The organism is Ensifer adhaerens (assembly GCF_001270265.1).
GTDB classification, from domain to species: Bacteria; Pseudomonadota; Alphaproteobacteria; order Rhizobiales; family Rhizobiaceae; genus Ensifer; species Ensifer adhaerens_B.
Genome location: NZ_LGAP01000001.1, coordinates 809,891 through 835,832, shown reverse-complemented (window position 1 = coordinate 835,832; position 25,942 = coordinate 809,891). Strand labels below are relative to the sequence as shown.

The window sequence follows — 25,942 nt, the reverse complement described above, 5'->3', positions numbered from 1 at the left end:
TGATTGGATTGAAAGACATGGAACACACTGTACCGGTGCCCGCCTACGACGTCGAAGCGATCCGCAAGGATTTCCCGATCCTGTCTCGGACCGTCTATGGCAAGCCGCTTGTCTATCTCGACAACGGCGCATCGGCGCAGAAGCCGCAAGTCGTCATCGACGCGGTGAGCCATGCCTACGCCAATGAATACGCCAATGTACATCGCGGACTGCATTTCCTGTCGAATGCAGCCACCGAAGCCTATGAGGCGGCGCGTGAAAAAGTGCGCCGCTTCCTGAATGCGCCATCGGCCGACAACATCATCTTCACCAAATCCTCGACCGAGGCGATCAACACGGTCGCCTATGGCTACGGCATGCCGAAGCTCAGCGAGGGCGACGAGATCGTGCTGTCGATCATGGAGCACCACTCCAACATCGTGCCATGGCATTTCATCCGCGAACGCCAGGGTGCCAAGCTCGTCTGGGCTCCGGTGGATGAGAACGGCGCGTTCCACATCGAAGATTTCGTCAAGTGCCTGACGGAGCGGACAAAGCTCATCGCCATTACCCATATGTCGAACGCTCTGGGCACCGTGGTTCCGGTCAAGGAGATCTGCCGCATCGCCCGCGAGCGCGGCATTCCGGTGCTGGTCGATGGCAGTCAGGGGGCCGTCCATATGCCGGTCGACGTGCAGGACATCGATTGCGACTGGTATGTGATGACCGGCCACAAGCTCTATGGCCCCTCCGGCGTTGGCGTGCTCTACGGCAAGATGGACCGCCTGAAAGAGATGCGGCCGTTCCTGGGCGGCGGCGAGATGATCGAGGTGGTGACCGAGGATTACGTCACCTACAACGATCCGCCGCACCGCTTCGAAGCCGGAACCCCCCCGATCGTTCAGGCGATCGGGCTTGGCTACGCGCTCGATTACATGGAAAAGATCGGCCGCGACGCGATCCGCGCGCACGAGGCGGACCTCACGGCCTACGCCCGCGAACGCCTGTCGTCGGTCAACTCGCTGAGGATTTTCGGCGATGCGCCTGATAAGGGCAGCATCTTTGCCTTCGAGATCGCCGGCATCCACTCGCACGATGTGTCAATGGTGATCGACCGCGCCGGCGTTGCCGTTCGCGCTGGCACGCATTGTGCTCAGCCGCTCTTGAAACGCTTCGGCGTCACATCCACATGCCGGGCATCCTTCGGCCTCTACAATACGCGTGCCGAAGTGGACGCGTTGGCTGACGCGCTGGAGCATGCGCGCAAGTTCTTCGCCTGATCGAGTTTGAAAAATGGTTCAGAACTTCCACTCAAGCATCTGAACTAAAAGAGAAAGTCTAGGAGGCCGACATGAGCCTGGATGCAACGGAAGACAAGATCGACGTCCGCGAGGGCATCGTGCATTCGGCAATCCCGGCCGAAGAACTGGCACGTCTGAGCGACGATATCATTGGCGCACTGAAGACGGTTTACGACCCGGAAATCCCGGCGGATATTTTCGAACTCGGCCTGATCTACAAGATCGATATCGAGGATGACCGCATGGTCAAGATCGACATGACGCTGACGGCGCCTGGCTGCCCCGTTGCCGGCGAGATGCCCGGCTGGGTCGAAAATGCCGTGGGCGCCGTCGAAGGCGTGTCAGGTGTCGAGGTTTCGATGACCTTCGATCCGCCGTGGACGCCTGACCGCATGTCGGAAGAGGCCCAGGTCGCCATCGGCTGGTACTGAGGGCTCCGTATTGATCCGTTAAGCTGCGGACACTACATTTGATTCTGGAAAGCGCCGGGCCTTTACCCCGGTGACGACAAGGAGAAAGAGCCGATGGGCTTTGCCGTGATGAGCTTGACCGATGCTGCTGCCGGCCGCGTTCGGGCGATCGTTGAAAATGCAGGTGGCGATGCTCTGGGAATCCGCGTCGGCATCAAAAAGGGCGGCTGCGCCGGCATGGAATATGCCGTCGATCTGGTAACCGAACCCAATTTGAAGGACGACTTGATCGAACACCAGGGTGCAAAGGTCTGGGTCGCTCCCGAGGCCGTGCTCTATCTGCTCGGCACGCAGATGGATTTCGAGGTGACGGCCTTGCGCTCCGGCTTCACCTTCAACAACCCAAACCAGACGTCCGCCTGCGGCTGTGGTGAATCAGTCGAACTGAAGCCGGCCGATCTGGCCGCTCTCGCCGCCAAGGGCGATGCCGTCGTGCGCGCAAACTGAGCGTCCCAACCTTTTCGAACAGACCATCAGGCCCGGGTTTTCGCCGGGCCTTTTTTCTGCTGATATAAGGGCGCGTGACTGGGGGAGATGGGCGTGACGGCGTTCGACGAGGAGCTTGTCTTCAAGGTGCTCTATGAGACCTTTCCCGATCCGGTGATCATCCTCGACGCGGAGCGCATCATTCGCTCGGCCAACCCGGCCGCACTTGCGCAATTCGGCTATGCAGCGGGTGCCTTCATCGGTCAGCCGGCGCGACTTATCTATGCTGACGACGACGAATACAACAGGCGGCTGCGCAATCGCGCCGCAAGGGTCGACGAGAGGATCGCGCGCACTTCGACCTACACCTATGTCAGGCGTGACGGCTCGACATTCTCAGGCCACCTGCGCACCACACCGCTCGTCGACGCGCACGGGCAGGAACTGGCTCTGATCGGTATCATTCGCGATGTCTCGGATCTCGCCAAGGCGGTGCTTGAGAGGCAGCAGGCGTCGGACATGCTTGACGCAGCACTCGACGTCATGCCCGAAGGTTTCGCGATCTTCGATCCCGAGGAAAGGCTGCTGGTCTACAATCGCGCCTATGTGACGATCTGCGGCCCGGCCGGCCCCTTGCTTCGCCCTGGCATCACCGCCGAAGAGATCCTTCTGCTTGCGCAGAAGGAGGGCCACTATCCCGAGGCCTTGCCCGACAGCCCGGACTGGCAGGCCTGGGTGGCACACCGACTGCAGGATTTTCGCGAACCGGACAGCAGGGCAAAGATCTACCGTTACGCCGGCGACCGGTGGCTGAGGGTGGAAAATATCAAGACCAAGGACGGAAACACCGTCGTCCTACGCGTCGACGTGACTGAATTGAAGCGCGCCGAACTGGCGCTCGAGCGCCAGCGACAGGAGCTTGAGCACAAGAACGAGGCACTCGATCAGTTCACGGCGACCGTCTCCCATGACCTGAAGGCGCCGTTGCGGCACATCTCGATGTTCTCCGAGATGATCGAGGACGAGCTGGCCGCCGGCAATCAGGACGAAGTTACAGCCAGTGCCCGCCATCTGCGCGACAGCGCAAGGCGGATGAACCGGGTGATCGACAGCCTGCTCGATTATTCGCAGATCGCCTATCAGATCAGCACCTGGTCCGATGTCGACCTCGGGGACATCGTCGCCGATACGCTGGGCGTTCTGGGCGGCCACGCTCGCGAGGCTAATGTGGTCTTCGAGGTCGGCACGCTGCCTAAGGTGCAGGGTGATCCGGAGCTTTTGCGCCGGCTCGTTCAGAACCTGATCGGCAATGCCATCAAGTATCGCCACCCCGAACGCAAACCGGTCGTCCGCATCAACGGCGGCGCCGTCGGCCAGCAAGTCGAACTTGTCGTCCACGACAACGGCATCGGCATCGACCCACGGTTCGCAACGCGCATTTTTGAGGTGTTCCAGCGCCTGCATCACGACGAAAACACCTATGGCGGCACGGGCATTGGCCTTGCGCTCGCCAAGCGGATCGCCGAAAGCCACAACGGATCGATCCATCTTGACACGGACTTCACCGAAGGCGCACGATTTGTGGTGACCCTTCCGAAACGGATGCGGAAGACCAGATAAGGCGACCGGGTTGGCCAAGTCACCGAAGCGATTGCTTGTGGTGGACGACAACGTGCACGACGCGCGTTTCGTCACGCGCGCCCTTTCGCAGACCGACGACACGCTCGATATCGTCCATGTCATCCACGCAGACGAGGCCGTGGTGCGCCTTGAGCACGACCACTTCGATTATGTGCTGCTCGACATCAAAATGCCCGGCGTCGACGGGATGGAATTGCTGGAGCGCATTCGCACAAATGAGGGCACGTCGGTGGTGCCGGTCATCGTGCTGACGTCATCCACCAATCCGAGCGACGTCTTCCGGTCCTACAAGGCCGGCGCGAACGCCTATGCGGCCAAACCGTCGTCGCTCTCGGGCTACCGGCAATTCGCCGAGGCCTTCGTCCGCTTCTGGATAGACAACACCTTGCCGCCGCGCGGTGTGGTGCTTCACCAATTGAGGTAGGGTACGGGGCGCGCCATTGCGGCGCACCCCGCTTATCATCAGCTTATTCCGCTGCTTCCGCGTAGCTTTCCAGCGGCGGGCAGGTGCAGACGAGGTTGCGGTCACCGAAGACGTTGTCGACGCGGTTGACCGGCGACCAGTATTTGTCGACCCGGAAGGCGCCCGGCGGATAGCAGGCCTGTTCGCGCGAATAGGGACGATCCCAATCGCCGACCAGGTCTTCGACCGTGTGCGGAGCGTTCTTCAGCGGGTTGTTGACCTTGTCCATCCGGCCTTCTTCGATCGCGCGGGCTTCCTCGCGGATTGCCAGCATCGCTTCGCAGAAGCGGTCGATCTCGGCCTTGGTTTCCGATTCCGTCGGCTCGATCATCAGCGTGCCGGCGACCGGCCAGCTCATGGTCGGAGCGTGGAAACCGCAGTCGATCAGGCGCTTGGCAACGTCGTCGACGGTGACGCCTGCGCTTTCGACCAGCGGACGGGTGTCGATGATGCACTCATGCGCGACACGGCCCTTGGACGACTTGTAGAGCACCTCGTAGGCGCCTTTCAGCCTTGCAGCGATGTAGTTGGCGTTGAGGATCGCCACCTTCGTCGCCTGGGTCAGGCCTTCGCCGCCCATCATCAGGCAGTAGCTCCAGGAGATCGGCAGGATCGAGGCCGAGCCGAACGGAGCTGCCGAAACCGCACCGTCATTGCCATCCGTTTCCGGGTGACCCGGCAGGTAGGGTGCCAGATGCGCCTTGACGCCGATCGGGCCCATGCCGGGACCGCCGCCGCCATGCGGAATGCAGAAGGTCTTGTGCAGGTTCAGGTGGCTGACGTCGGAGCCGATGTCGCCGGGGCGGGCAAGGCCGACCATGGCGTTCATGTTGGCACCGTCCAAGTAGACCTGGCCGCCGTGCTTGTGCACGATCTCGCAGACCTCACGCACGTTCTCCTCGAACACACCGTGCGTCGAGGGGTAGGTGATCATGCAGCACGAGAGGTTTTCCGCGTACTGCTCTGCTTTCGCACGGAAATCGTCCATGTCGATGTCGCCGTTGTCACTGACCTTGATAACAACGACCTTCATTCCGGCCATCTGGGCAGAGGCCGGATTCGTGCCGTGCGCCGAGGTCGGGATCAGGCAGACGTCGCGATGGCCGTTGCCCTGCGCCAGGTGATAGGCGCGGATCGTCAGCAAACCGGCATACTCGCCCTGGGCGCCGGAGTTCGGCTGCATGGAGATCGCGTCATAGCCGGTGACGGCGCAGAGCTTCTCCGACAGGTCCTCGATCATGTGCTGGTAACCGGCCGCCTGATCCTTCGGAACGAAAGGATGGATCTCGGCGAATTCCGGCCAGGTGATCGGAAGCATCTCCGCCGTGGCGTTGAGTTTCATCGTGCAGGAGCCGAGCGGGATCATCGCCCGGTCGAGCGCAAGGTCGCGGTCCGAAAGACGGCGGATATAGCGCGTCATTTCGCTTTCGGCGCGGTTCATGTGGAAGATCGGATGCGTCAGGTACTCGCTCGTGCGCAGCAGCGGCTGCGGCAGGCGATAGCCCGGCTCGAACTCTTCCACCTTGAAGTCGCCACCGAAGGCGCGCCAGACGGCTTCGAGCGTGACGGGGCGCGAGCGCTCGTCGAGGCTGATGCCGATCTTGGTTTCGCCGATCTTGCGCAGGTTGACTTCCTCGGCGACGGCGGTCTTGAGGATGATGCCCTGCAGCTTGCCGACATCGACAGTGATCGTATCGAAGAATACGTCCGGCTCGACGGTGTAGCCGAGCTTTTCGAGGCCCATGGCCAGCCGAACAGTCTTCTGGTGAACGCTCTGGGCGATCGCCTTGATGCCTTTCGGTCCATGGAAGACGGCATACATCGAGGCCATGACGGCCAGCAGCACCTGGGCGGTGCAGATGTTCGACGTCGCCTTTTCGCGGCGGATGTGCTGTTCGCGGGTCTGCAGCGACAGGCGATAGGCGCGGTTGCCGCGCGCATCGACCGAGACGCCGACGAGACGGCCGGGCATCGAGCGCTTGTGCGCGTCCTTGACGGCCATGTAAGCGGCATGCGGGCCGCCATAGCCGACCGGAACACCGAAGCGCTGGGTGCAGCCGATGGCAATGTCAGCACCCATTTCGCCGGGCGACTTCAAGAGAGCAAGCGCCAGCGGATCGGCCGCGACCGTTGCGATCGCGCCGGTTTGGTGCAGGCGGGCGATCAGGCCGGTGAAGTCATGCACATGGCCGTAAGTGCCCGGATACTGGAAGATGGCACCGAAGACGTCGACCGGATCGAGATCGGTGAACGGGTTGCCAATGACGATCTGCCAGCCGAGCGGCTCGGCACGGGTCTTCAGCAGCGCAATCGTCTGCGGGTGGCAGTTCTCATCGACGAAGAAGGCTTTCGCCTTGGACTTCGAGACACGTTCGGCCATCGCCATCGCTTCGGCAGCGGCCGTCGCCTCGTCGAGCAGCGAGGCATTGGCAACGTCGAGGCCCGTCAGGTCGCAGACCATGGTCTGGTAGTTGAGCAGCGCTTCCAGGCGACCCTGGCTGATTTCCGGCTGATACGGCGTGTAGGCCGTGTACCAGGCCGGGTTTTCCAGGATGTTGCGCTGGATGACCGGCGGCGTGATCGTGCCGTAATAGCCCTGGCCGATCAGCGACACGAGCTTCTGATTACGGTTGGCGGTTTCGCGCATCTTGTCGAGCGCTTCGCGCTCGGTCATCGGCGCGCCCCAGGCGAGCGGCGTCTTCTGACGGATCGACGGCGGAACGGTGTCATCAATGAGCGCGTCGAGCGACGGATAACCGACGACCTTCAGCATCTCATCCATTTCGGCCGGCGACGGGCCGATATGACGCCGGTTGGCGAAGTCATACGGCTTGTAGTCGGTAAAGGTGAAGTCCTTGGGCATGCTCATCAGGCGACGAGCTCCTTGTAGGCCGCTTCGTCGAGAAGGGCGTCAGCTGCGTTCGGATCGGCGAGTTTCAGCTTGAAGAACCAGGCAGCGCCCTGCGGGTCGCTGTTGACCAGCGACGGGTCGTCGACGATCGCCTGGTTGACTTCGACGATTTCGCCATCAAGTGGACAATAGACGTCGGATGCTGCCTTGACGGATTCAACGGTTGCCGCCGTGTCACCCTTGGCAAAGGTGGAGCCGGTTTCCGGCAGTTCCACAAAGACGAGGTCGCCGAGCTGGCCGGCCGCGTGTTCGGTAATGCCGACCGTTGCTACGCCAGCTTCGACCTTCAGCCACTCGTGTTCGTCGGTGAACTTCAACATTTGCGCTCTCTCCTGATCAGCGTTTGTAGGTTTGTTTGACAAAGGGCAGGGCGGCGACGACGACCGGCAGATATTTGCCGCGCACCTCCGCATAAACCGTCGTGCCGTTGTCGGTATGGGTGGCGTCGACGTAGCCCATGGCAACCGGGCCATCGACGGTGGGGCCGAAGCCGCCTGATGTAACCTTGCCGACGAGCGTCTTGCCCTCGGTGTCGGCAAAAAGATTGGCGCCGCCACGCACGGGGGCGCGGCCTTCGGGCTTTAGGCCGACGCGGCGGCGAGATGCGCCTTCTGCGAACTGGCCAAGAATGCGATCCGCACCGGGAAAGCCGCCCTCGCGGGCGCCACCGGCACGCCGGCTCTTCTGCATCGCCCATTCGATGGCGCCTTCGACCGGCGTGGTCGTGGTATCGATATCGTTGCCGTAGAGACAAAGGCCCGCTTCGAGGCGCAGCGAATCGCGCGCGCCAAGGCCGATCGGCTTGACATCCGGGTGTTCGAGCAATCGCTGGGTGACGTCGGTGGCCGATGCCGAGGGAATGGAAATCTCGAAACCGTCTTCGCCGGTGTAGCCGGAGCGGGCGATGATGCAGCTAACATCGTGCAGATCGGCTTCGGCAACATCCATGAAGCGCATGGCCGAGACGTCAGCCCACAATTCGCCAAGTACTGCTTCGGCGTGCGGTCCCTGCAACGCGATCAGCGCGCGATCGTCGAGCATCGTGACTTCGCAGGTGTCGGCAAGGCCATTCTTCAGGTGCTCGAAATCGGCATCCTTGCAGGCGGCGTTGACGACGAGGAAGAGGTGGTCGCCGCGGTTGGCGATCATCAGGTCGTCGAGAATGCCGCCTTCGGCATTGGTGAAGATTGCATAACGCTGCCGGCCCTCGGCAAGGCCGAGCACATCGACCGGCACCAGCTTTTCCAGCGCCAGGGCTGCGTCCTCGATCTTGCCGGACTTCGGCCGGACGATGACCTGACCCATGTGCGAGACGTCGAAGAGGCCTGCCGCGGTGCGCGTATGCAGATGCTCCTTCATCACGCCGTCGGGGTACTGGACCGGCATGTTGTAGCCGGCAAAGGGCACCATGCGGGCACCCAGCGACAGATGCAGCGCATGCAGCGGCGTATGTTTCAAATGGGAAATCTCTTCCAACTCCGGCCTCCAGGTCTGGCGCACGCGCGCCGGCTCACACTTCCGGCGTCAGACGCCGTCAAATTCGAGCCCCCTCTGTCCCTTTGCCTGAGATTGTTATCCCTTCGGCGAGCGCAAGAACGCTTCTCTCCAGAGTCCTACCGGCACCTTGCTGGTCCTTTGGCCTGAGAGTTTCCGGGGGCGGTTGCTCCTTCGGCACCGGAGCGAACCGGTTTCTCCCAACAAGATCGTCTCCAAATAACGGCGAACCCGTCAACTTGGCAAGAGGGCGGTGTCGCGGTCAAACACATTTTTGTCGCAGCGGTTTTCCGTCGCGGGAAACGGGTGCGTCAATTCTGCCTTTGCATTCTCCTCCGCTTGAGGATAACTCAGGATCGATACCGGGGACGACAATGACTAGGTGTGAAGGACATTTGCGGATCGCTGTGCGGATCGTCGCCGCCTTCGCGCTCGTCTTCCTGTCCTTCGCTCACAAGCCGGCAATGGCGAAAAGTCTGACGCCCGCGGAGATCGCAGCCTACCAGCTCCCCGATGGCACCATCGCCGATATCTGCTTCGGCATGGACGGCATCGACCACGATAGCAGCAAGTCGCAATCGATGGCGCCGGTCTGCGAGGCCTGCCGGCTCGCGGGCGCTGCCCTGCTCCCGGCACCGCCGCAGCAAAGCGAACGCGCCGAGACCGGCAACTGGCTCGCCGATCTGCACCGCGCGCAAGACGAAATCACCGTCCGGCACCTGCGCCTTCTGCCGCCGCCGCGCGGACCTCCTCACCAGTCGTAACGCTTCCACACGCATTCAAGATTTCAATGCGCCGCGATCGCGGCATCGACCACGGCAGGACCGGGCTCTCCCCGGCCCGTGGTCAGGAGATTACGACATGAACACGACCAGACTGACTGTGCTTTCCCTCGGCCTGACGCTTGCGACCGCAGGCATCGCCCATGCCCATGCGACGTTCGAAACCGACCGCATCCAATCTGAAAAGAGCTTCAAGGCGGTGCTGCAGGTACCGCACGGTTGCGACGGCAAGGCAACGACTGAAGTGCAGATGAAACTGCCCGAAGGATTCGTCTTCGCCAAACCGCAACCGAAGCCCGGCTGGGAGCTGGAGATCATCAAGGGCGACTACCAGAAGACCTACGACAATCATGGCAAGAAGGTCTCTTCCGGCCCAGTTGAGATCCGCTGGAAGGGCGGAAATCTACCCGACGAGTTCTACGACACCTTTGTCGTCAAGGGTAAGATCTCGGGCTTCGACAAGGAAACCGTGCTTGCCTTCCCGACGGTGCAACTGTGCGGCACGAAGGGTAAGGTGGCTTGGAACGAGGTGGCCGCCGAGGGTCAGAATGCACACGACCTGAAGAGCCCGGCGCCCACCGTGACGGTAACGCTGGCGGCCGGTGGCGACGAGCATGCGGGCCACGGCGGGCACATGGCCGCGGGCGGGCCGGTCAAGCTGGGCGACCTGGAAATTTCCGGCGGTGCGGCCAAGGCGATGCTACCGGGCGCCAAAGTTGGCGGCGGCTTCCTGACGATCAAGAACGGCGGCAGCGTTGACGATCGGCTCGTGGCAGTCGAGAGCGCGGTCGCAGGTCGGGTCGAAATCCACGAAATGGCGATGGAAAACGACGTCATGAAGATGCGCAAGCTCGATGACGGCGTTGCCATCCCGGCCGGGGAGACCGTCGAGCTCAAGGCCGGCGGCCTGCATCTGATGTTCATGCAGGTGTCGAAGCCGTTTGCCGAGGGCGAAACAGTGCCGGTAACGCTGGTCTTCGAAAAGGGCGGCAAGGTCGATGCCGTGCTTGCGGTGGGAACGGCGAGTGGTGGCGCTGCGGCCGCGGGCGGCCAAAAGCACCACTGACGAATCGGATGTGACGCGCGGCCCTGCCTCAGGCGGCGCCGCTCTCATCTTCCTGGCCGGCGGGATCTTCCTGCCGGCCTTCGTGTTCGCGCTCTTCCGGCATGTCCTCGTCGTCGCGCATGCATTCGAGATAGCGGCGCAAGGTTTCCGCCTCGGTTTGCTGGGGCAGGCGGCCGTCGGCGCTCATCAGCATCAAAGACAAGGGCAGGGCGCCCTTCGTCTTGGGAATAGATGCGGGGGTGATCGTCGGCTCGCTGGAACGACGGGTCGAAAGCAGGGTGATCGCCTCGTCGGCCGGGCCATCGCCGGACACGCGCGCCTTCGGCTTGACGGCTTCCGCCGCATAAGCCGCTGTGGTCGCGGATATCGTGACGACCTGTACCACCTTCTTCCCCCGCCTTACTTGTTATCAATCCTTTCCTTTTTGCTCCGTTTCGCTTGAAGCTGGGTGAAAATTGGCAGTCGCCTTTTAGTCGAATCCCAACAATTGCTTTTATGGGGCGGCGCCGTCCGGTTTTCGAAGTGTCTTTGTCGCGATCCGCTTACGCGACCCATCCTTGGGCATGAGGGCCGGACATTTCCGGCATCACCCCTCGACGGAGGAACGCACATGTTGAAGACCACCCCGATTGCTCTCTTTGCCTCGACGCTTGGGTCACTCGTCCTGCCGACGGCAGGCGCGGCCGCCGCATGCCAGCAAAGGCCGACGCCAGGCCGAGGTTGTGCTGCCGCCTTCGCATATACTTGCAGCATCCCTTAAATACGCGCACACTCGCCCCAGATACCAAAGGCGCTGCCAGATATCACAAAGGAGCAATGTGATGGCCGATCGCACCGCGCTCGAGCAAACCGTGCACTCACTCTATGCAGCGCGCGATGCCAACGACCTTGAGGGCATGCTGGCCTGCTTGCACCCGGCCTTCAGTTTCCGGATTGTCGGCAGTGGTCGTCTTGGGGCTATGACCCAGAGGGTCAGTGATCCGGAATCAGTGCGCTCCGCTTTTCGCGGCTTGGTCGACGCCTGGGACTTGAGCCAGATGAAGACGGTTCAGCTCGACGTCGATGGCAGCACGGTCTACGCCCATCGGGTTGGCCCCATCCGCTTCGTTCCTTCCGACACATGGTTCGATACGGAAATCCTGGACAGGTTCAGTTTCAGCGACGGCCGGATGGCGGACCTGACGGAATTCGTCGACACCTTGCTCGTTGCCGAAACCGTTGGTCTTGTCGCGATGCCGGCGATCGCGGTTGATTATTCGTCTTCGACCCGAGACAGTATCAGCCTCTGAATGTCTGGATCCTGGCTGCGGATTGCCGTCATCAACGCGCCCAACCGGCCGCGAAGGCCATGGATTTGATCGAGCAACTGCATGGCGACGTCGACGCCGTCGTCGTTAACGCCCATGGGGCCAGTCAGGTCCTGGATCAACCGGGCGCGGGCGAGATCATCGTCTTTGAAGATCCAGCCGCTCTCGGCCCGGCGTGGCACGAGCCAGCGCTGCTCGACCCAGACCTTGAGCACCGTGATCTCTATTTCGAGGTGTTCGCAAAACTCGCTGTCGTTCATGCGTTGCCTCCCAGGTTCTTGCGCGGATCCTCCGCTTTTCCGGCTGCCCAGCCCTCGACGAAGGCGGCGAGTGCCGGATCAGCCTGCTGCGCAAGCGTGATCTTCAACGTCACATAGGCATCGCCATGGCCACCGCCCGGCTTGCGCAGGCCTTTGCCCTTCAGCCGCAAGACCTTGCCGGTGTTGGAGTTCGGCGGGATCGTGACATTGACGGCGCCGTCCATGGTCGGAACCCGGATCTTGCCACCAAGCACCGCTTCGCTCAGCGAAATCGGAATGTCATAGCGCACATCCTCGCCATCCAGCTGGAACAGCGAATGCGGCCGCACGCGTATATCGATCAGCGCGTCACCGGCGGCCGCGCCGTTATGGCCGGGCTCGCCCTTGCCGCGCAGACGCAGGGTCTGACCGTCGCGCGTGCCGGGCGGGATCGTCAGATCAAGCGCCGGTCCGCCGCCCGGCAGGCTGATCTGCTTCTTGGCGCCATTGACTGCCTCGAGCAGACTGATCTCCATGGAGAAATGTGCATCGCGCCCGCGCATGGATTGTTGGCCCCGACCACGACGAGAAAAGAAGCTGGAGAAGATATCGTCCGCATCGCCGAAATCGGAAAAGCCGTGAGCGCTTTCGTAGCGACCGGCGGTGTCGTTGGCGCCGGCGTAATCGCGGTAGAAGTTCCGAGGCGCCGTTTCCGCGCCGGTTTCGTCGATTTCGCCGCGATCGTATTTGCCGCGCTTCTCCTCGTCGCTCAAGAGCGCATAGGCGGCCGACACCGCCTTGAAACGGTCCTCGGCTCCCTTGTCTCCGGGATTGAGATCGGGATGAAGTTTCTTGGCGAGCTTGCGATAGGCGCTTTGAATGTCTTTTTGCGTGGCGTCCCGGCTGACGCCCAGGGTTTCGTAAGGACTGGTCGGCATGCGGTCTCCCTCAGACTGAAGCGATCGACAATGAATCAGATTGTGCGGTACGGCTCACATGTCTCAATCCAATTGGGTGATCGGTCGCTTGACGACAAGCATAGGGCAGCCGCGCGGAAACGACAGGGAGAAAACGAGCGGCGTGCCGGTTTTTGCTCTCATTTCGCGAGTAAGCCGTTTCTGCTACAATCGAGGTTCGGCGTTGCCATTGGGTGGTTTTTCAACGGAGGCCAACATGTCCGTACGCCTGCAGCTTGCCATCATGGTTGGACTGATGATCAACGCCGTGCTCTTCGGCATCGGTGCAGTCATCGTTCTCTCCATCCCGGTGCTGGCCGACAACGCCAAGTACTTCCTGCCTGTTGTGGTGGTCACATGTTTCATCCTCACGCCCTTCATCGCGTGGGTGATGGCTCCACGCCTCAGGCTGCGTTACTGGCGGGAGCGCGAGCATTCGGCAAAGCATCTGTCGCCGTGAGATTTCGTTTCGGCTTTCCCTGGGACAGGCGACTTCGCCCACGAAGCCGAAAGCGGCGCGCCATTGCTTGGCTGGTATGCCCTTTTGACAGCAAAAGCGCTGGCGCTTTGCCACGCCCAAGATACGCGCAGACGTTGAACACATCACAGGCAAGCACAAATTAGCTTTAAACAATCAATGTCCTTGATAGACGCTGCGTTGAGTATCATAGAATTGCCGGGTCAAATCGTCATGCGTCGCTTCGGCGGTAGCGCACGGCCGAAGATCAAACGACGCTGAAGGAGCAAAAGCCTATGAAAACCGCGATGTTGCTACTCGTTCTCTCCACCTTGGCAGCTTGTGCGCAAACTACGGGTGGCGCCGGTGGTGTGAATTATGTCAGCGGCGACGGCGACTATTACCAGGGTATCGTCTCACCGAAATAATCCGGTGAAGGCAGCCCGAAATCCCATGGAAATGGGCATTTCGCCAAAAGAGCTTCGGTTGCGCGAGTGCGGCCTCCCACGCCCCGATCAACCGAAGCAATGCTCGCGCCGAAGCCGGTGGCACTCGTGCCCAAATCAACACTGCCCGTCGGGCGGAATGCCCCTATCCCCGGCAGCGACGCGCACCATCCGCCCTTGAAGTCAGCTAGGTTTCAAACCGCTTCTTCAGGAAATAGCGCGGTATTGCCCCCGACCCGCCCTCCAGCTGGCCGAAAACTTCGAAGCCGAGTTTCTCGTAAAAAGGGCGGGCCTGGAATTCGAACGTATCGAGCCATAGGCCGATGTAACCGCGATCCAGTGCGATCTTCTCCGCCTCGGCGATCAGTCGTTGCCCCAGACCTTGGCCGCGCAGACTTTCCGGTATCGCGAGATAGCGGATGAAAGCCCAGCCATAACCATCCGTCGCATAAAGCCCGCCGATTGCCGCCTTCGTTTCAGGATCACGAATGAGGACGGCGAAACCAGGCTGGTCGACCATACCGCTGTGCGCCTCGTTATAGGCGTCAAGCGTCGCGACGATCGCGCGCAGGTCGTCCTTGTTTGGATCTTCGAGGATGATGTCGACGAGGACAGGAGGCATTGTTGGAATGCTGTTAAGCGCCAATTGGCAGGTCAAAATGTAGATTCCGAATTCGACCCTTCGCGGCTCACGCCGCGAAGGACGTTCGTACGCGTCTATTTCTTCTTATTTGGCGCTTGAGTTAGCGCGGACGCTGCGACTTTCTTGACAGAAGCTGGTGTTTTCGGATTGCCGAGCAGCTTTCCGGCCGTCGAAGCCACCGATTTAGAGGTGCGTTCATTGCGAGCCATTGGGGAACTCCTTGTAAATGGCCACCGAAGCTACCTCGACTCTGAGTCTGCTTAGTTATCCAACCCGAAGAAACCTTCGGGTTGGATATAGGTTCGCCGCCGTTGCTAAAGTTAGCTGCAGCCGCTGGTGGCGCCGCAGGTGTCGCACTTCTCGCAGGTGCCGTTGCGCACCATGGTGAAGTTCTGGCACTCGGAGCACATGTTGCCGGTATAGCCCTGCATGATCGAGCGGGCGCGGCGTTCGGCTTCGAGCTTCTTGGCGTCCGACTTGGCCGATGCCGCTTCGGCAGCCGCCTTGTCGGAGAAGAGAGCCGTCACTTCCGTGACCGTTTCGACCGTTTCCTCAGCGATCTCTTCGGCAAGTTCCGCCGCGCGCTCTTCGTAGTCGCGCTTGAACGCGACGATTTCAGAGGTTGCGATCGCCGTCGCCTGCTCGATCTTGCGGACCGTGTTGCCGGCAATCGAGGTCACCGTTGCACTCGAGGAGGCGCGGGCAGGGGCAGCCGTCGCCGAACCCTTCGGCTCGCCGGCACGATCAGCCGTGCCGCCGACGATGGTGGGCTTGTAACCGCGGGTCCAGCCGGTGGAGATCAGGTTGGTCTTGCCTTCCTGGATCCCTTTGCCGAGCGCCGTGTTGCTGAAGTCGGACGTGTCGACATGGGCCAGATCGTGACGGCCGAGGTAGGACACGGCCAGTTCGCGGAAGACGTAGTCGAGGATCGACGTCGCGTTCTTGATCGCGTCGTTGCCCTGCACCATGCCGGCCGGCTCGAATTTGGTGAAGGTGAACGCCTCCACATATTCTTCGAGCGGCACGCCGTATTGCAGGCCGAGCGAGATGGCGATGGCGAAGTTGTTCATCATCGCACGGAAGGCAGCTCCTTCCTTGTGCATGTCGATGAAGATCTCGCCGAGGCGGCCATCGCCGAACTCGCCGGTGCGCAGGTAGACCTTGTGGCCACCAACGACAGCCTTCTGAGTGTAACCCTGGCGGCGGTTCGGCAGCTTTTCGCGGGCGCGGATCACCTTCTCGATGACGCGCTCGACGATCTTTTCCGTGATGGTGACCGCCTGGGCTGCGGCCGGCGCCTGGATCAGATCCTCCAGCGCATCCTCATCGTTCTCGTCTTCGATCAGCGAGGCATTCAGCGGCTGCGACAGCTTGGAACCATCGCGATAAAGCGCGTTGGCCTTCAGCGCCAGCTTCCAGGAAAGCATGTAGGCGTTCTTGCAGTCCTCGACGGTCGCCTCGTTCGGCATGTTGATCGTCTTGGAAATGGCGCCCGAGATGAACGGCTGGGCGGCAGCCATCATGCGGATGTGGCTTTCGACCGAGAGGTAGCGCTTGCCGATCTTGCCGCACGGGTTGGCGCAATCGAAGACGGGCAGGTGTTCGTTCTTGAGGAACGGTGCGCCCTCAAGCGTCATCGCGCCGCAGACGTGGATGTTGGCCGCTTCGATGTCCTTCCTGGAGAAGCCCATGTGCTCCAAGAGGTTGAAGTCCATCTGCGCAAGCTGCTCGTCGGTAACCTTCAGAGCGCCCTTCAGGAAGTCCGCACCGAGCGTCCACTGGTTGAAGACGAACTTGATGTCGAAGGCCGACTTCAGGGCCGCGTTGACGGCCTCGACCTTCTCGTCGGTGAAGCCCTTGGCCTTCAGCGTCGAGGGGTTGATGGCGGGCGCCTGGTTGAGGTTGCCGTGACCGACCGCATAGGCTTCCATCTCGGCAAGCTGGCTCTCGGAGTAGCCGAGCGAACGCAGCGCCTCGGGAACGGCGCGGTTGATGATCTTGAAGTAGCCGCCACCGGCGAGCTTCTTGAACTTGACCAGCGCGAAATCAGGCTCGATGCCGGTCGTGTCGCAGTCCATGACAAGGCCGATCGTGCCGGTCGGGGCGATGACGGTTGCCTGGGCGTTGCGGTAGCCGTGCTTCTCGCCAAGTTCCAGCGCCTTGTCCCAGGCGCTCATGGCGTGGATGACGAGGTCCTGGTCCGGATTTTCGCTATGGATGAGGGCGACCGGGTTGACCGAGAGGCCTTCATAGCCCGTCGTCTCGCCATAGGCGGCGCGGCGATGGTTGCGGATGACACGCAGCATGTTGTCGCGGTTCGGCGCAAAGCCCGGGAACGGGCCAAGCTTGGCCGCCATTTCCGCCGAAGTGGCATAGGAAACGCCGGTCATGATCGCCGTCAGCGCGCCGGCAATGGCGCGGCCTTCGGTCGAGTCATAGGGAATGCCCGAGGACATCAAGAGGCCGCCGATATTGGCATAGCCAAGGCCGAGCGTGCGGTATTCGTAAGACAGTTCGGCAATCTCGCGGGACGGGAACTGCGCCATCATCACCGAGACTTCGAGAACGACAGTCCACAGACGCACCGCGTGTTCGTAGTCGGCGATATTGATGCGCTTCGTCGCCGCGTCCTTGAACATCATCAGGTTCAGAGAGGCGAGGTTGCAGGCGGTGTCGTCGAGGAACATGTATTCCGAGCACGGGTTCGACGCGCGGATCGGGCCGGCGGCGGGGCTGGTGTGCCAGTCGTTCATCGTCGTGTTGAAGTGCAGGCCCGGATCGGCCGATGCCCAGGCAGCGTAGGAGATCGACTCCCAGAGGTCACGCGCCTTCAGCGTCTTCATCACGCGGCCGTCCTTGCGGGCGGTCAGGTGCCAGTCGCCATCGGCTTCAACGGCGCGCAGGAAGTCGTCCTTGATCGAGACGGAGTTGTTGGAGTTCTGGCCCGAAACCGTGAGATAGGCTTCCGAATCCCAGTCGGTGTCGTAGGTCTTGAACTCGAGGTCCTTGTAGCCCTGCTTGGCGAACTGGATGACGCGCTGGACGTAGTTTTCAGGAACCAGCGCCTGCTTGGCAGCGCGGATCTCGCGCTTGAGCGCCGGGTTCTGCTTGGGGTCGTAGCAGGCGTCGTCGGTGCCGTCGCAGTTGACGCAGGCTTTCATGATCGCCTTCAAATGCTTGGCGACGACCTTCGAGCCGGTGACGAGCGCTGCGACCTTCTGCTCTTCCTTGACCTTCCAGTTGATGTATTCCTCGATATCCGGGTGGTCGATATCGACGACGACCATCTTGGCGGCACGGCGGGGGGGGCCGCCGGACTTGATGGCGCCGGCTGCGCGGTCGCCGATCTTCAGGGAGGACATCAGACCCGACGACTTGCCGCCGCCCGAGAGCTTTTCGCCTTCGCTGCGCAGATGCGAGAAGTTGGAGCCGGTGCCGGAGCCGTACTTGAACAGGCGCGCTTCACGCACCCAAAGGTCCATGATGCCGCCCTCGTTGACGAGGTCGTCGGCTACCGACTGGATGAAGCAGGCGTGCGGCTGCGGGTGTTCGTAGGCCGACTTGGACTTCGTCAGCTTGCCGGTGAAGGGATCGACATAGAAGTGGCCCTGGCCGGGGCCGTCGATGCCATAGGCCCAATGCAGGCCGGTGTTGAACCATTGCGGGGAGTTTGGCGCAACGCGCTGGGTGGCGAGCATATAGGCAAGTTCGTCGCGGAAGGCGGAGGCGTCTTCTTCGCTATCGAAGTAGCCGCCCTTCCAGCCCCAATAGGCCCAGGTGCCAGCCAGGCGATCGAAAACCTGACGGGCATCGGTTTCGGAACCGTACTGTTCGTCCTTCGGCAGCGCCTTCAGCGCCTCCGTGTCGGGAACCGAGCGCCAGAGGAAGGAGGGGACATCGTTCTCTTCGACGCGCTTCAGCTTTGCAGGCACGCCGGCCTTGCGGAAATACTTTTGGGCGAGAATATCGGCGGCAACCTGGCTGAACTGCGCCGGCACGTCGATATCGGCCAGACGGAAGACAATCGAGCCGTCCGGATTCTTGATTTCACTCGTAGCCTTGCGGAACTCTATCTCCGCATAGGCGGATTGCCCGGCCTTGGTGAAACGACGTTCGATCAGCATTGTCCCGTGTCCTTCGTGTTGCCATGCGCCCGCCACAGGCGCAATTGTCCCCGCCTGGCCGCGGAGGCATTCCGCAGCCAGTCTCAGCTTCCGTCCTTGAAAGGAAACCCATATCTGGGTGACCCTGTATCTTGTGAGGTAGGCTGGCTGCAAACACTAAATATAGTATTAACAACTTCTTTATGCCAGCCAAAAGTTGCTCAAGCGGGCCCGAAAATGCGCACAGAATTTCTCACTGCGGCTCAAGCGGGGGAACCCGCATTTGCCGCCTGCCAGAACCGACGATTTCGTGAAATGAACCGGGCTCAAAACAATCCGGTCCGCCGCCGTCGCAACGTAAAATCCATTAACCGTGAATCGTCCCAGGGCGTCAAGGGGTGGTTTGTGACGGAAGTTTGAGCGCTAGATGTTGTGTGGATAGACTGTGGAAAACGGGGAAAGTGGCCAATGCCTTGAAAATCAGGTACTTCCGCAGGTTGTCTGTGACACTGCCGCAGCGGCAGGCAAAAAATCAAATTTTTGAAGGGTAAAAAAGCACATAAATGCAATCCCCAGGGGCAACCGCGATTGCGCCGCGGCGACCGATGTGGGCGGCAGCCAACCTGATTCGTTTCAAGGTTCCTGAAGCCGCCCCAGACAACCATACAAAAGATGGCGCGGGTGGGTCTCCCGCGCCTCGCGTTACCGTCAGTTGACGCGCTTTTGCAGCTCGCGTGCACCGTTGGGCGCATTCACCTTGCCCTCAGTGATGAAGAAGGCAAAGACGTCGCGCGGCTCCTTCTTGGCCTTGCGATCGGGGGCGCTCCTGGTGAGATCACCCGGCTCTCCGCCGGCAGCAAAGGTCTTGGCGCGATCCGCCCAGAGATCGAGCTGGTCGGCGGCATAGCAGGTCTTGATGTCGTCGCTGCCCTTCTGCAGGCGCAGATAGACGAAATCGGCGGTGACATCGGCGATCATCGGATAGTCCGCATGTTCTGCCAGAACGACGGCCGCCTTGTATTTCTCTAGCAGGTCGACGAACTCGGGTACCTGAAACGTCGGATTGCGCACCTCGACGACGTGGCGCAGCGGCAGGCCGTCCTGCTTCTCCGGTAGTAGTTTGAGGAAGCCTTCGAAATCCTCCGGCTCGAACTTCTTCGTCGGCGCGAACTGCCACAGGATCGGCCCGAGATGGGGTCCGAGTTCCGTCAGCCCCTGCGTCAGGAATCTCTGCATGGATTCACCGGCTTCGGCCAGAACCTTGCGGTTGGTGACGAAGCGGCTGGCCTTCAGCGAGAAGATGAAATCCTCCGGCACCTCGGAGCCCCATTTCGCGAAGGTCTCCGGCTTCTGCGACGAATAATAGGTGCCGTTGACCTCGATCGCCCGCAATTCCTTGCCAGCAAATTCAAGCTGGCGCTTCTTCGACAGACTGTCGGGATAAAACGTTCCTTCCCAGGGCTCAAACGTCCAACCGCCGATACCAACGCGGATCTTTCCGGATTTCGTCATCCCATCCTCCTCATGGCGGCACAGTCAAGCCGCATCTCGATTTATTCGGACGCCATCTGCCCTACCGGCTTGGCCATATCCACCAGTGTCCACCCTGGCCGATAAGGGTTCGGGCGGCGACCCGTTTCTTGAAAACCATAGGCACGGTAAAGTGCGATGTTTCGCTCCATCCGCGCATTGGTATAGAGCCGCACTTCCGTCACGCCCCGTTCGACCGCCTGCGCATCAAGGAATCGCAACAGTTCGGTCCCAATTCCCTGGCGTTGGAAGGCGGGTGCAACCGCGATACTGAAGATCAAAAGGTGATCCGTATGCCGTTCGAAAACGGCAAGCGCGGAAACCGCGTCGCCATCGTCACGGATCCAGACCTCTTCGCGCGCGATGCGAGGCCCATAATCCTCGGTTACAGGCAAGGGCGGTCCACCGAGCAGGACCGTGTAGGGCGCGTAGGCTGCAACGGTGATATCCTGCACGGCGGGCAAGTCGTTCATCGTCGCCGGTCGCATCATCGCGAGACCGGCGACAGCGCTGCTCCGCCCGTTGCCCGAGACGCTCACTCGGCCGCCTCGACCTTTTTCATCGGACGACGCTCCAGCAGCTCCTTCAGGAACTGGCCGGTATAGGAGCGCGGCTCCTTGACCACGTCCTCGGGCGTTCCCTTGGCGATGACTTCGCCGCCGCCGTCGCCGCCTTCGGGGCCGAAGTCGATGACCCAGTCTGCGGTCTTGATGACCTCAAGATTGTGCTCGATGACGACGACCGAATTGCCCTGGTTGACGAGTTCATGCAGAACTTCAAGAAGCTTCGCCACGTCATGGAAATGCAAGCCAGTTGTCGGTTCGTCGAGGATATAAAGCGTGCGGCCGGTCGAGCGCTTCGACAGTTCCTTGGCGAGCTTGACGCGCTGGGCTTCGCCGCCCGAAAGCGTGTTTGCCTGCTGGCCGACCTTGATATAGCCGAGGCCCACCTGGTTCAGCGTTACCAGCTTGTCGCGCACTGCCGGGACGGCAGCGAAGAACTCGACGCCTTCCTCGACCGTCATGTCGAGCACGTCGGCGATCGACTTGCCCTTGAAGTGCACGTCGAGCGTTTCGCGGTTATAGCGCTTGCCGTGGCAGACATCGCAGGTGACGTAGACATCCGGCAGGAAGTGCATCTCGATCTTGATGACGCCGTCGCCCTGGCAGGCTTCGCAGCGTCCGCCCTTGACGTTGAAGGAGAAGCGGCCGGGCTGGTAGCCGCGGGCTTTCGCTTCCGGCAGCCCGGCGAACCAGTCGCGGATCGGGGTGAAGGCACCGGTATAGGTCGCCGGGTTGGAGCGCGGCGTGCGGCCGATCGGCGACTGGTCGATGTCGATCACCTTGTCGATGTGCTCGAAGCCGTCGATACGGTCATGCTCGGCCGGGTTTTCGCGGGCACCCATGATACGACGGGCGGCTGCCTTGTAGAGCGTCTCGATCAGGAAGGTGGACTTGCCGCCACCCGACACGCCGGTAACGGCCGTGAAAATGCCAAGCGGAATGGACGCCGTGACATTCTTCAGGTTGTTGGCCCGCGCACCGACGACGGCGATTTCCTTTTTCTTCTTCGGCTTGCGGCGCTCGCTCGGCACGGCAACCGACAACTCGCCGGAGAGATATTTTCCGGTTAGCGACTTCGGATTCGACATGACGTCCGCGGGCGACCCTTGCGCAATCACCTCGCCGCCGTGGATGCCGGCCGCCGGGCCGATATCGACGACATAGTCCGCCGTCAGGATCGCGTCTTCGTCATGTTCGACGACGATGACGGTATTGCCGATGTCGCGCAGGTGGCGCAGCGTCTCGAGCAGGCGGGCGTTGTCGCGCTGGTGCAGGCCGATCGACGGCTCATCGAGCACGTAGAGCACGCCTGTCAGGCCGGAGCCGATCTGCGACGCAAGCCGGATGCGCTGGCTCTCACCACCCGACAGCGTGCCGGAGTTGCGCGACAGGCTGAGATATTCGAGGCCGACGTCGTTGAGGAAGCGCAGGCGGTCACGGATCTCCTTGAGGATACGAACCGCAATCTCGTTCTGCTTGGTGTTGAGATGAGCTGGCAGCGCCTCGAACCAGTCACGGGCGATGCGGATCGACATCTCGGTGACCTGACCGATATGCAGCTTGTCGATCTTGACGGCGAGCGCCTCGGGTTTCAGGCGGAAGCCGGCACAGGCCGGGCAGGGCGCCGCCGACATATAGCGCTCGATCTCCTCGCGCGCCCAGGCGCTGTCGGTTTCCTTCCAGCGGCGCTCGAGATTGGGCACAATGCCCTCGAAATTCTTGGTGGTGTTGTAGGAGCGGGCACCGTCTTCATAATGGAAGACGATCTTCTCCTCCGTGCCATGCAAGATGGCTTTCTGCGCGTCGGCAGACAATTCGCTCCAGCGATTGCCGAGCTTGAAGCCGAAAACCTTGCCGAGCGCTTCCAGCGTCTGGTTGTAATAGGGTGACGATGATTTGGCCCAGGGCGCGATCGCGCCGTCGCGCAGCGTCCTGTTGTCTTCGGGCACGATCAACGCTTCGTCGATCTTCTGCTGGCTGCCGAGACCATCGCAGGTCGGGCAGGCGCCGAAGGGATTGTTGAACGAGAACAGGCGTGGCTCGATCTCGGAAATCGTGAAGCCGGAGACCGGGCAGGCGAATTTTTCCGAAAACAGCACGCGTTCATGGGTTTCGTTGAGCGACTTGTTGGCCGAGCCGCCGGCAGCCGTCTCTTCCGGCGGCAGCGGCTTGTCGGCAAATTCGGCGACGGCAAGACCATCGGCCAGCGTCAGGCAGGTTTCCAGGCTGTCGGCAAGGCGGGAGGCAAGATCGGGCCGCACGACGACACGGTCGACGACGACGTCGATGTCATGCTTGTACTTCTTATCGAGCGCCGGAACCTCGGCGATTTCGTAGAAGGTGCCGTCGACTTTGACGCGCTGAAAACCCTTCTTCATCAGCTCGGCGAGTTCCTTCTTGTACTCGCCCTTGCGGCCGCGCACGAGCGGCGCAAGGATATAAAGGCGTGTGCCTTCGCCGAAGGCGAGAACGCGGTCGACCATCTGGCTGACCGTCTGGCTCTCGATCGGCAACCCGGTCGCCGGCGAATAGGGCACACCGACACGCGCGAAAAGCAGACGCATGTAGTCGTAGATCTCGGTCACCGTGCCGACGGTCGAGCGCGGGTTGCGCGAGGTCGTCTTCTGCTCGATCGAAATCGCCGGCGACAGACCGTCGATCTGGTCGACATCCGGTTTCTGCATCATCTCGAGGAACTGGCGCGCATAGGCCGACAGGCTCTCGACGTAGCGGCGCTGGCCTTCGGCATAGATCGTATCAAAGGCGAGCGACGACTTGCCGGAGCCTGAAAGCCCCGTCATCACGATCAGCTTGTTGCGCGGCAGATCGAGGTCGATGCCCTTGAGATTGTGCTCGCGCGCGCCACGAATGGAGATGGTCTTGAGTTCGCTCATCGGAAGCCAGCTTTTGCATGTCGGTTGAAAGCCCCCTATGTAATGACGCTAACGCCCATGTCGAGGCGCAATCGGCAAAACTGGTGGCCATTTCGATTCGGTTGACAGGATCATAGTGAAATATTAGAACAAAGAAAGAACAAACAACGCGCAGATCGACCAAATCTGTTGTGGATTATGTATGATGCGGGGCGTATCCGCAGCGGCGGACCGCTAAGATGCGCGTTCTTGAAATTCGAAAGCCGTGCCGGTGGCGCGGCAAAACCACGGGAAAAGCAATATGGCTGGTAGCGTCAACAAGGTAATCTTGGTCGGAAACGTCGGGGCAGACCCGGAAATCCGGCGCACGCAGGACGGCCGGCCGATCGCCAACCTGCGCATTGCAACATCGGAGACCTGGCGCGACCGCAACAGCGGCGAACGTCGCGAGAAGACCGAATGGCACACTGTCGTCGTCTTCAACGAAGGCCTGTGCAAGGTCGTCGAGCAATACGTCAAGAAGGGCGCCAAGCTCTATATCGAAGGCGCGCTGCAGACCCGCAAATGGCAGGACCAGACCGGCAATGACCGTTACTCGACGGAAGTCGTGCTGCAGGGCTTCAACTCGACGCTGACGATGCTTGACGGTCGCGGCGAGGGCGGTGGCTCCGGCGTCAGCCGCGGCGGTTCGAGCGACTTCGGTGGCGGCAGTGGTGGTTACGACGACTACGACCAGCAGCCACGCCAGTCCTCCGGTGGCGGACGCTCCGGCGGCGGCCAGGGTGGTCAGGGCAGCCAGGCCGGCGGCAACTTCTCGCGCGACCTGGACGACGACATCCCGTTCTGAGCCACGGCTTAAGCACAGCGATCTGCGGTCGCCCTCTGACGACCAGGCTCAGACGGTGTCGGGCTCCGTTTGGCAATATCGTGACATTGAAGATGGGCCGGGAAACCGGCCCTTCTTGCGTTCAAACGAAAGCCTCGGCCAGCCAACGTCGTAATACCAACCTGCGTTGATATTGACCTATTGCGTGGGACCGTCTGCGGTCATCCGGCGAGGAGCATACCGCAGAGCGATGCCTTACAGCGCCGCGCGTCAAATCTGACGCGCAAAGGACGCTGTAACGCTTTAAACTTGCTGCATAATTTTATCCTTAAATCGGATCCGGTTTAAGGAATTATGCAGTAGCATCGGTCGAGGATTGCGACACTGCCGGTGGCCGACAGACGGCCCACCCGAAGGGCCGGGCGCTTTTGGCCTGCGGACGGCGTCGACAATCCTCACCGGACCGCTTGGGTCCGCTTCCGGTTCTCTCCTTGCCGGAAACCAAAATCGCTCCGGCGCAAGAGGTCAATATCGGCGCAGGTTGGTATAATGACATCAGATCGCCATTGCCGATTTGACGCCATCAACGACGAACTGAACCGCCAGTGCCGCCAGGATAACGCCGAGCAGGCGGGTGAGGATCGCCCGGCCGGTGACGCCGAGAAAACGGTCGATGCGTTCGGCGATCACGAGGGCCAGGAAGAGGCTGACCATCGACAGCGCGATGACGATCAGCAACTGCGTGCGCTCGACCGCGGTCGGGAACGAGCCGGCGAGCAGGATCGTCGCAGAAATCGCGCCCGGTCCGGCAATCAGCGGCAGGGCCAGCGGGAACACGGCGATATTGTGGATGTGGTCCTTGACGGTGGCATTTTCGCCGGTCTTTTCCTTCCGTTCCTGACGCTTCTCGAAGATCATCTCAAAGGAGATCCAGAACAACAGCAGGCCGCCGGCGATGCGGAAGGCGCCGATGGAGATGCCGAGCAGACCGAGAATACCGTTGCCGAAGACGGCAAAGGCGGCCAGGATGAAGAAGGCGATCAGCGAGCCGCGCGTCGCCACCTGAAAGCGCTCCTGCCGGCTGAGGCCGACGGTAAGGCTCAGAAAGATCGGAGCGAGCCCCGGCGGATCGAGCGTGACGAGCAGCGTGGTGAGTGCGTTGACCAGGAGGTCGACATTGAACATCCGTTTCCCCTTCCGGATTGTTACCCCGGGTTTTCCCGGTGGCAGAGGGGCATTGTTAGGCAAGCATCGGGGGCTTGGGAAGGGGCCGGTGGCCAAAGCTTGAGCAATAGCTTAATGAGGATGTGACGGAACCTTCTCATAGCCGTTCAGGCCGGGGGCCGACTTTGTCGCCAGCACTTCCGATTTCCGCTGCAATGCCCTAGAAAAGCCTGCTCCGACGGCAAAAGACTGTTCACAACCACGGGCCAAAATTGGCGCTTCCAGGCGCATTCGGCTATAAA

General features: G+C 61.3%; 24 protein-coding genes and 1 riboswitch. Of the genes, 11 read left to right on the top strand and 13 right to left on the bottom strand.

Translation table 11 applies throughout. The features are described from left to right. Positions 1-17: 17 nt before the first annotated feature. From AC244_RS04045 to AC244_RS04025, 5 genes are all read left to right on the top strand, one after another. Positions 18-1,259 carry a cysteine desulfurase gene (locus AC244_RS04045; RefSeq protein ID WP_053247477.1) on the top strand — a complete coding sequence of 414 codons (1,242 nt, stop codon included), beginning with the start codon at positions 18-20 and terminating at the stop codon, positions 1,257-1,259. Positions 1,260-1,330: 71 nt separating this feature from the next. Further along, the gene (locus AC244_RS04040; protein ID WP_053247476.1) at positions 1,331-1,711 is read left to right on the top strand and encodes an SUF system Fe-S cluster assembly protein; all 381 of its coding nucleotides are present in this window, start codon (positions 1,331-1,333) and stop codon (positions 1,709-1,711) included. A gap of 93 nt (positions 1,712-1,804) precedes the next feature. Further along, on the top strand, positions 1,805-2,197 hold the full coding sequence (sufA, locus tag AC244_RS04035; protein WP_053247475.1) for a Fe-S cluster assembly scaffold SufA: 393 nt from the start codon (positions 1,805-1,807) through the stop codon (positions 2,195-2,197). Between the two features lie 93 nt (positions 2,198-2,290). Continuing rightward, positions 2,291-3,796 (top strand): sensor histidine kinase, encoded by a 1,506-nt coding sequence (locus AC244_RS04030; RefSeq protein WP_161807834.1) that lies wholly within the window; start codon positions 2,291-2,293, stop codon positions 3,794-3,796. A 10-nt stretch (positions 3,797-3,806) separates the two neighbouring features. Then, positions 3,807-4,241 (top strand): response regulator, encoded by a 435-nt coding sequence (locus AC244_RS04025; protein WP_053247473.1) that lies wholly within the window; start codon positions 3,807-3,809, stop codon positions 4,239-4,241. A gap of 43 nt (positions 4,242-4,284) precedes the next feature. Here AC244_RS04025 and gcvP read toward each other — a convergent pair whose 3' ends face one another. The 3 genes from gcvP to gcvT are packed head-to-tail and all read right to left on the bottom strand — an operon-like array spanning position 4,285 to position 8,667. Continuing rightward, entirely contained in the window at positions 4,285-7,149 is a 2,865-nt protein-coding gene (gene gcvP, locus AC244_RS04020) for an aminomethyl-transferring glycine dehydrogenase (protein ID WP_053247472.1), read from the bottom strand. Next, positions 7,149-7,511, bottom strand: coding sequence for a glycine cleavage system protein GcvH (gene gcvH, locus AC244_RS04015; RefSeq protein WP_025427112.1), 363 nt, complete (start codon positions 7,509-7,511; stop codon positions 7,149-7,151). The genes gcvP and gcvH overlap by 1 nt, the downstream gene beginning before the upstream one ends. A 16-nt stretch (positions 7,512-7,527) precedes the next feature. After that, positions 7,528-8,667 carry a glycine cleavage system aminomethyltransferase GcvT gene (gene gcvT, locus AC244_RS04010; protein ID WP_053247471.1) on the bottom strand — a complete coding sequence of 380 codons (1,140 nt, stop codon included), beginning with the start codon at positions 8,665-8,667 and terminating at the stop codon, positions 7,528-7,530. Positions 8,668-8,809: 142 nt separating this feature from the next. Further along, positions 8,810-8,898: riboswitch (glycine riboswitch) on the bottom strand. Between the two features lie 161 nt (positions 8,899-9,059). On the opposite strand from gcvT, the gene AC244_RS04005 reads away from it, so the two are divergent. Then, on the top strand, positions 9,060-9,449 hold the full coding sequence (locus AC244_RS04005; RefSeq protein WP_053247470.1) for a hypothetical protein: 390 nt from the start codon (positions 9,060-9,062) through the stop codon (positions 9,447-9,449). A gap of 97 nt (positions 9,450-9,546) precedes the next feature. Beyond that, positions 9,547-10,533 (top strand): DUF1775 domain-containing protein, encoded by a 987-nt coding sequence (locus AC244_RS04000; RefSeq protein ID WP_053247469.1) that lies wholly within the window; start codon positions 9,547-9,549, stop codon positions 10,531-10,533. A gap of 28 nt (positions 10,534-10,561) precedes the next feature. Here the strand turns inward: AC244_RS04000 and AC244_RS03995 are convergent, their stop codons facing one another. Beyond that, a complete protein-coding gene (locus AC244_RS03995) occupies positions 10,562-10,918 on the bottom strand; it encodes a hypothetical protein (RefSeq protein ID WP_053247468.1) in 357 nt (118 codons plus the stop codon). A gap of 436 nt (positions 10,919-11,354) precedes the next feature. Here AC244_RS03995 and AC244_RS03990 point away from each other — a divergent pair, with 436 nt between their 5' ends. Next, a complete protein-coding gene (locus tag AC244_RS03990; RefSeq protein WP_053247467.1) occupies positions 11,355-11,822 on the top strand; it encodes a nuclear transport factor 2 family protein in 468 nt (155 codons plus the stop codon). On the opposite strand, the gene AC244_RS03985 is transcribed toward AC244_RS03990, so the two are convergent. Both AC244_RS03985 and AC244_RS03980 read right to left on the bottom strand, forming a co-directional pair. Then, positions 11,786-12,100: a chaperone modulator CbpM gene (locus AC244_RS03985; protein ID WP_053247466.1), complete on the bottom strand. Its 315-nt coding sequence runs from the start codon at positions 12,098-12,100 to the stop codon at positions 11,786-11,788. The genes AC244_RS03990 and AC244_RS03985 overlap by 37 nt on opposite strands. Then, on the bottom strand, positions 12,097-13,017 hold the full coding sequence (locus tag AC244_RS03980) for a DnaJ C-terminal domain-containing protein (protein ID WP_053247465.1): 921 nt from the start codon (positions 13,015-13,017) through the stop codon (positions 12,097-12,099). Before AC244_RS03980 ends, AC244_RS03985 begins: the two co-directional genes overlap by 4 nt. A 235-nt stretch (positions 13,018-13,252) precedes the next feature. Between AC244_RS03980 and AC244_RS03975 the strand changes: the two genes are divergently transcribed. Both AC244_RS03975 and AC244_RS38575 read left to right on the top strand, forming a co-directional pair. Further along, positions 13,253-13,495: a hypothetical protein gene (locus AC244_RS03975; protein ID WP_053247464.1), complete on the top strand. Its 243-nt coding sequence runs from the start codon at positions 13,253-13,255 to the stop codon at positions 13,493-13,495. Positions 13,496-13,788: 293 nt separating this feature from the next. Continuing rightward, complete coding sequence (locus AC244_RS38575; RefSeq protein ID WP_268750759.1) at positions 13,789-13,920, top strand: hypothetical protein; 132 nt, start codon at positions 13,789-13,791, stop codon at positions 13,918-13,920. A gap of 205 nt (positions 13,921-14,125) precedes the next feature. Here AC244_RS38575 and AC244_RS03970 read toward each other — a convergent pair whose 3' ends face one another. The 6 genes from AC244_RS03970 to uvrA all read right to left on the bottom strand — a co-directional run bounded on the left by AC244_RS03970 (position 14,126) and on the right by uvrA (position 23,671). After that, entirely contained in the window at positions 14,126-14,560 is a 435-nt protein-coding gene (locus AC244_RS03970; RefSeq protein ID WP_053247463.1) for a GNAT family N-acetyltransferase, read from the bottom strand. Positions 14,561-14,655: 95 nt separating this feature from the next. Further along, positions 14,656-14,790 carry a hypothetical protein gene (locus AC244_RS38570; protein WP_268750758.1) on the bottom strand — a complete coding sequence of 45 codons (135 nt, stop codon included), beginning with the start codon at positions 14,788-14,790 and terminating at the stop codon, positions 14,656-14,658. 111 nt (positions 14,791-14,901) lie between these two features. Next, positions 14,902-18,705, bottom strand: a complete 3,804-nt coding sequence (locus tag AC244_RS03965; protein ID WP_053247462.1) for a vitamin B12-dependent ribonucleotide reductase — start codon at positions 18,703-18,705, stop codon at positions 14,902-14,904. 687 nt (positions 18,706-19,392) lie between these two features. Beyond that, positions 19,393-20,196 (bottom strand): DUF72 domain-containing protein, encoded by an 804-nt coding sequence (locus tag AC244_RS03960; protein WP_053247461.1) that lies wholly within the window; start codon positions 20,194-20,196, stop codon positions 19,393-19,395. Between the two features lie 41 nt (positions 20,197-20,237). Then, positions 20,238-20,705: a GNAT family N-acetyltransferase gene (locus AC244_RS03955; protein ID WP_053247676.1), complete on the bottom strand. Its 468-nt coding sequence runs from the start codon at positions 20,703-20,705 to the stop codon at positions 20,238-20,240. A gap of 44 nt (positions 20,706-20,749) precedes the next feature. Then, on the bottom strand, positions 20,750-23,671 hold the full coding sequence (gene uvrA / locus AC244_RS03950) for an excinuclease ABC subunit UvrA (protein ID WP_053247460.1): 2,922 nt from the start codon (positions 23,669-23,671) through the stop codon (positions 20,750-20,752). 280 nt (positions 23,672-23,951) lie between these two features. Here uvrA and AC244_RS03945 point away from each other — a divergent pair, with 280 nt between their 5' ends. Further along, the gene (locus tag AC244_RS03945; RefSeq protein ID WP_053247459.1) at positions 23,952-24,497 is read left to right on the top strand and encodes a single-stranded DNA-binding protein; all 546 of its coding nucleotides are present in this window, start codon (positions 23,952-23,954) and stop codon (positions 24,495-24,497) included. Positions 24,498-25,031: 534 nt separating this feature from the next. Here AC244_RS03945 and AC244_RS03940 read toward each other — a convergent pair. Next, the gene (locus AC244_RS03940; protein ID WP_053247458.1) at positions 25,032-25,661 is read right to left on the bottom strand and encodes a MarC family protein; all 630 of its coding nucleotides are present in this window, start codon (positions 25,659-25,661) and stop codon (positions 25,032-25,034) included. Between the last annotated feature and the right edge of the window lie 281 nt (positions 25,662-25,942).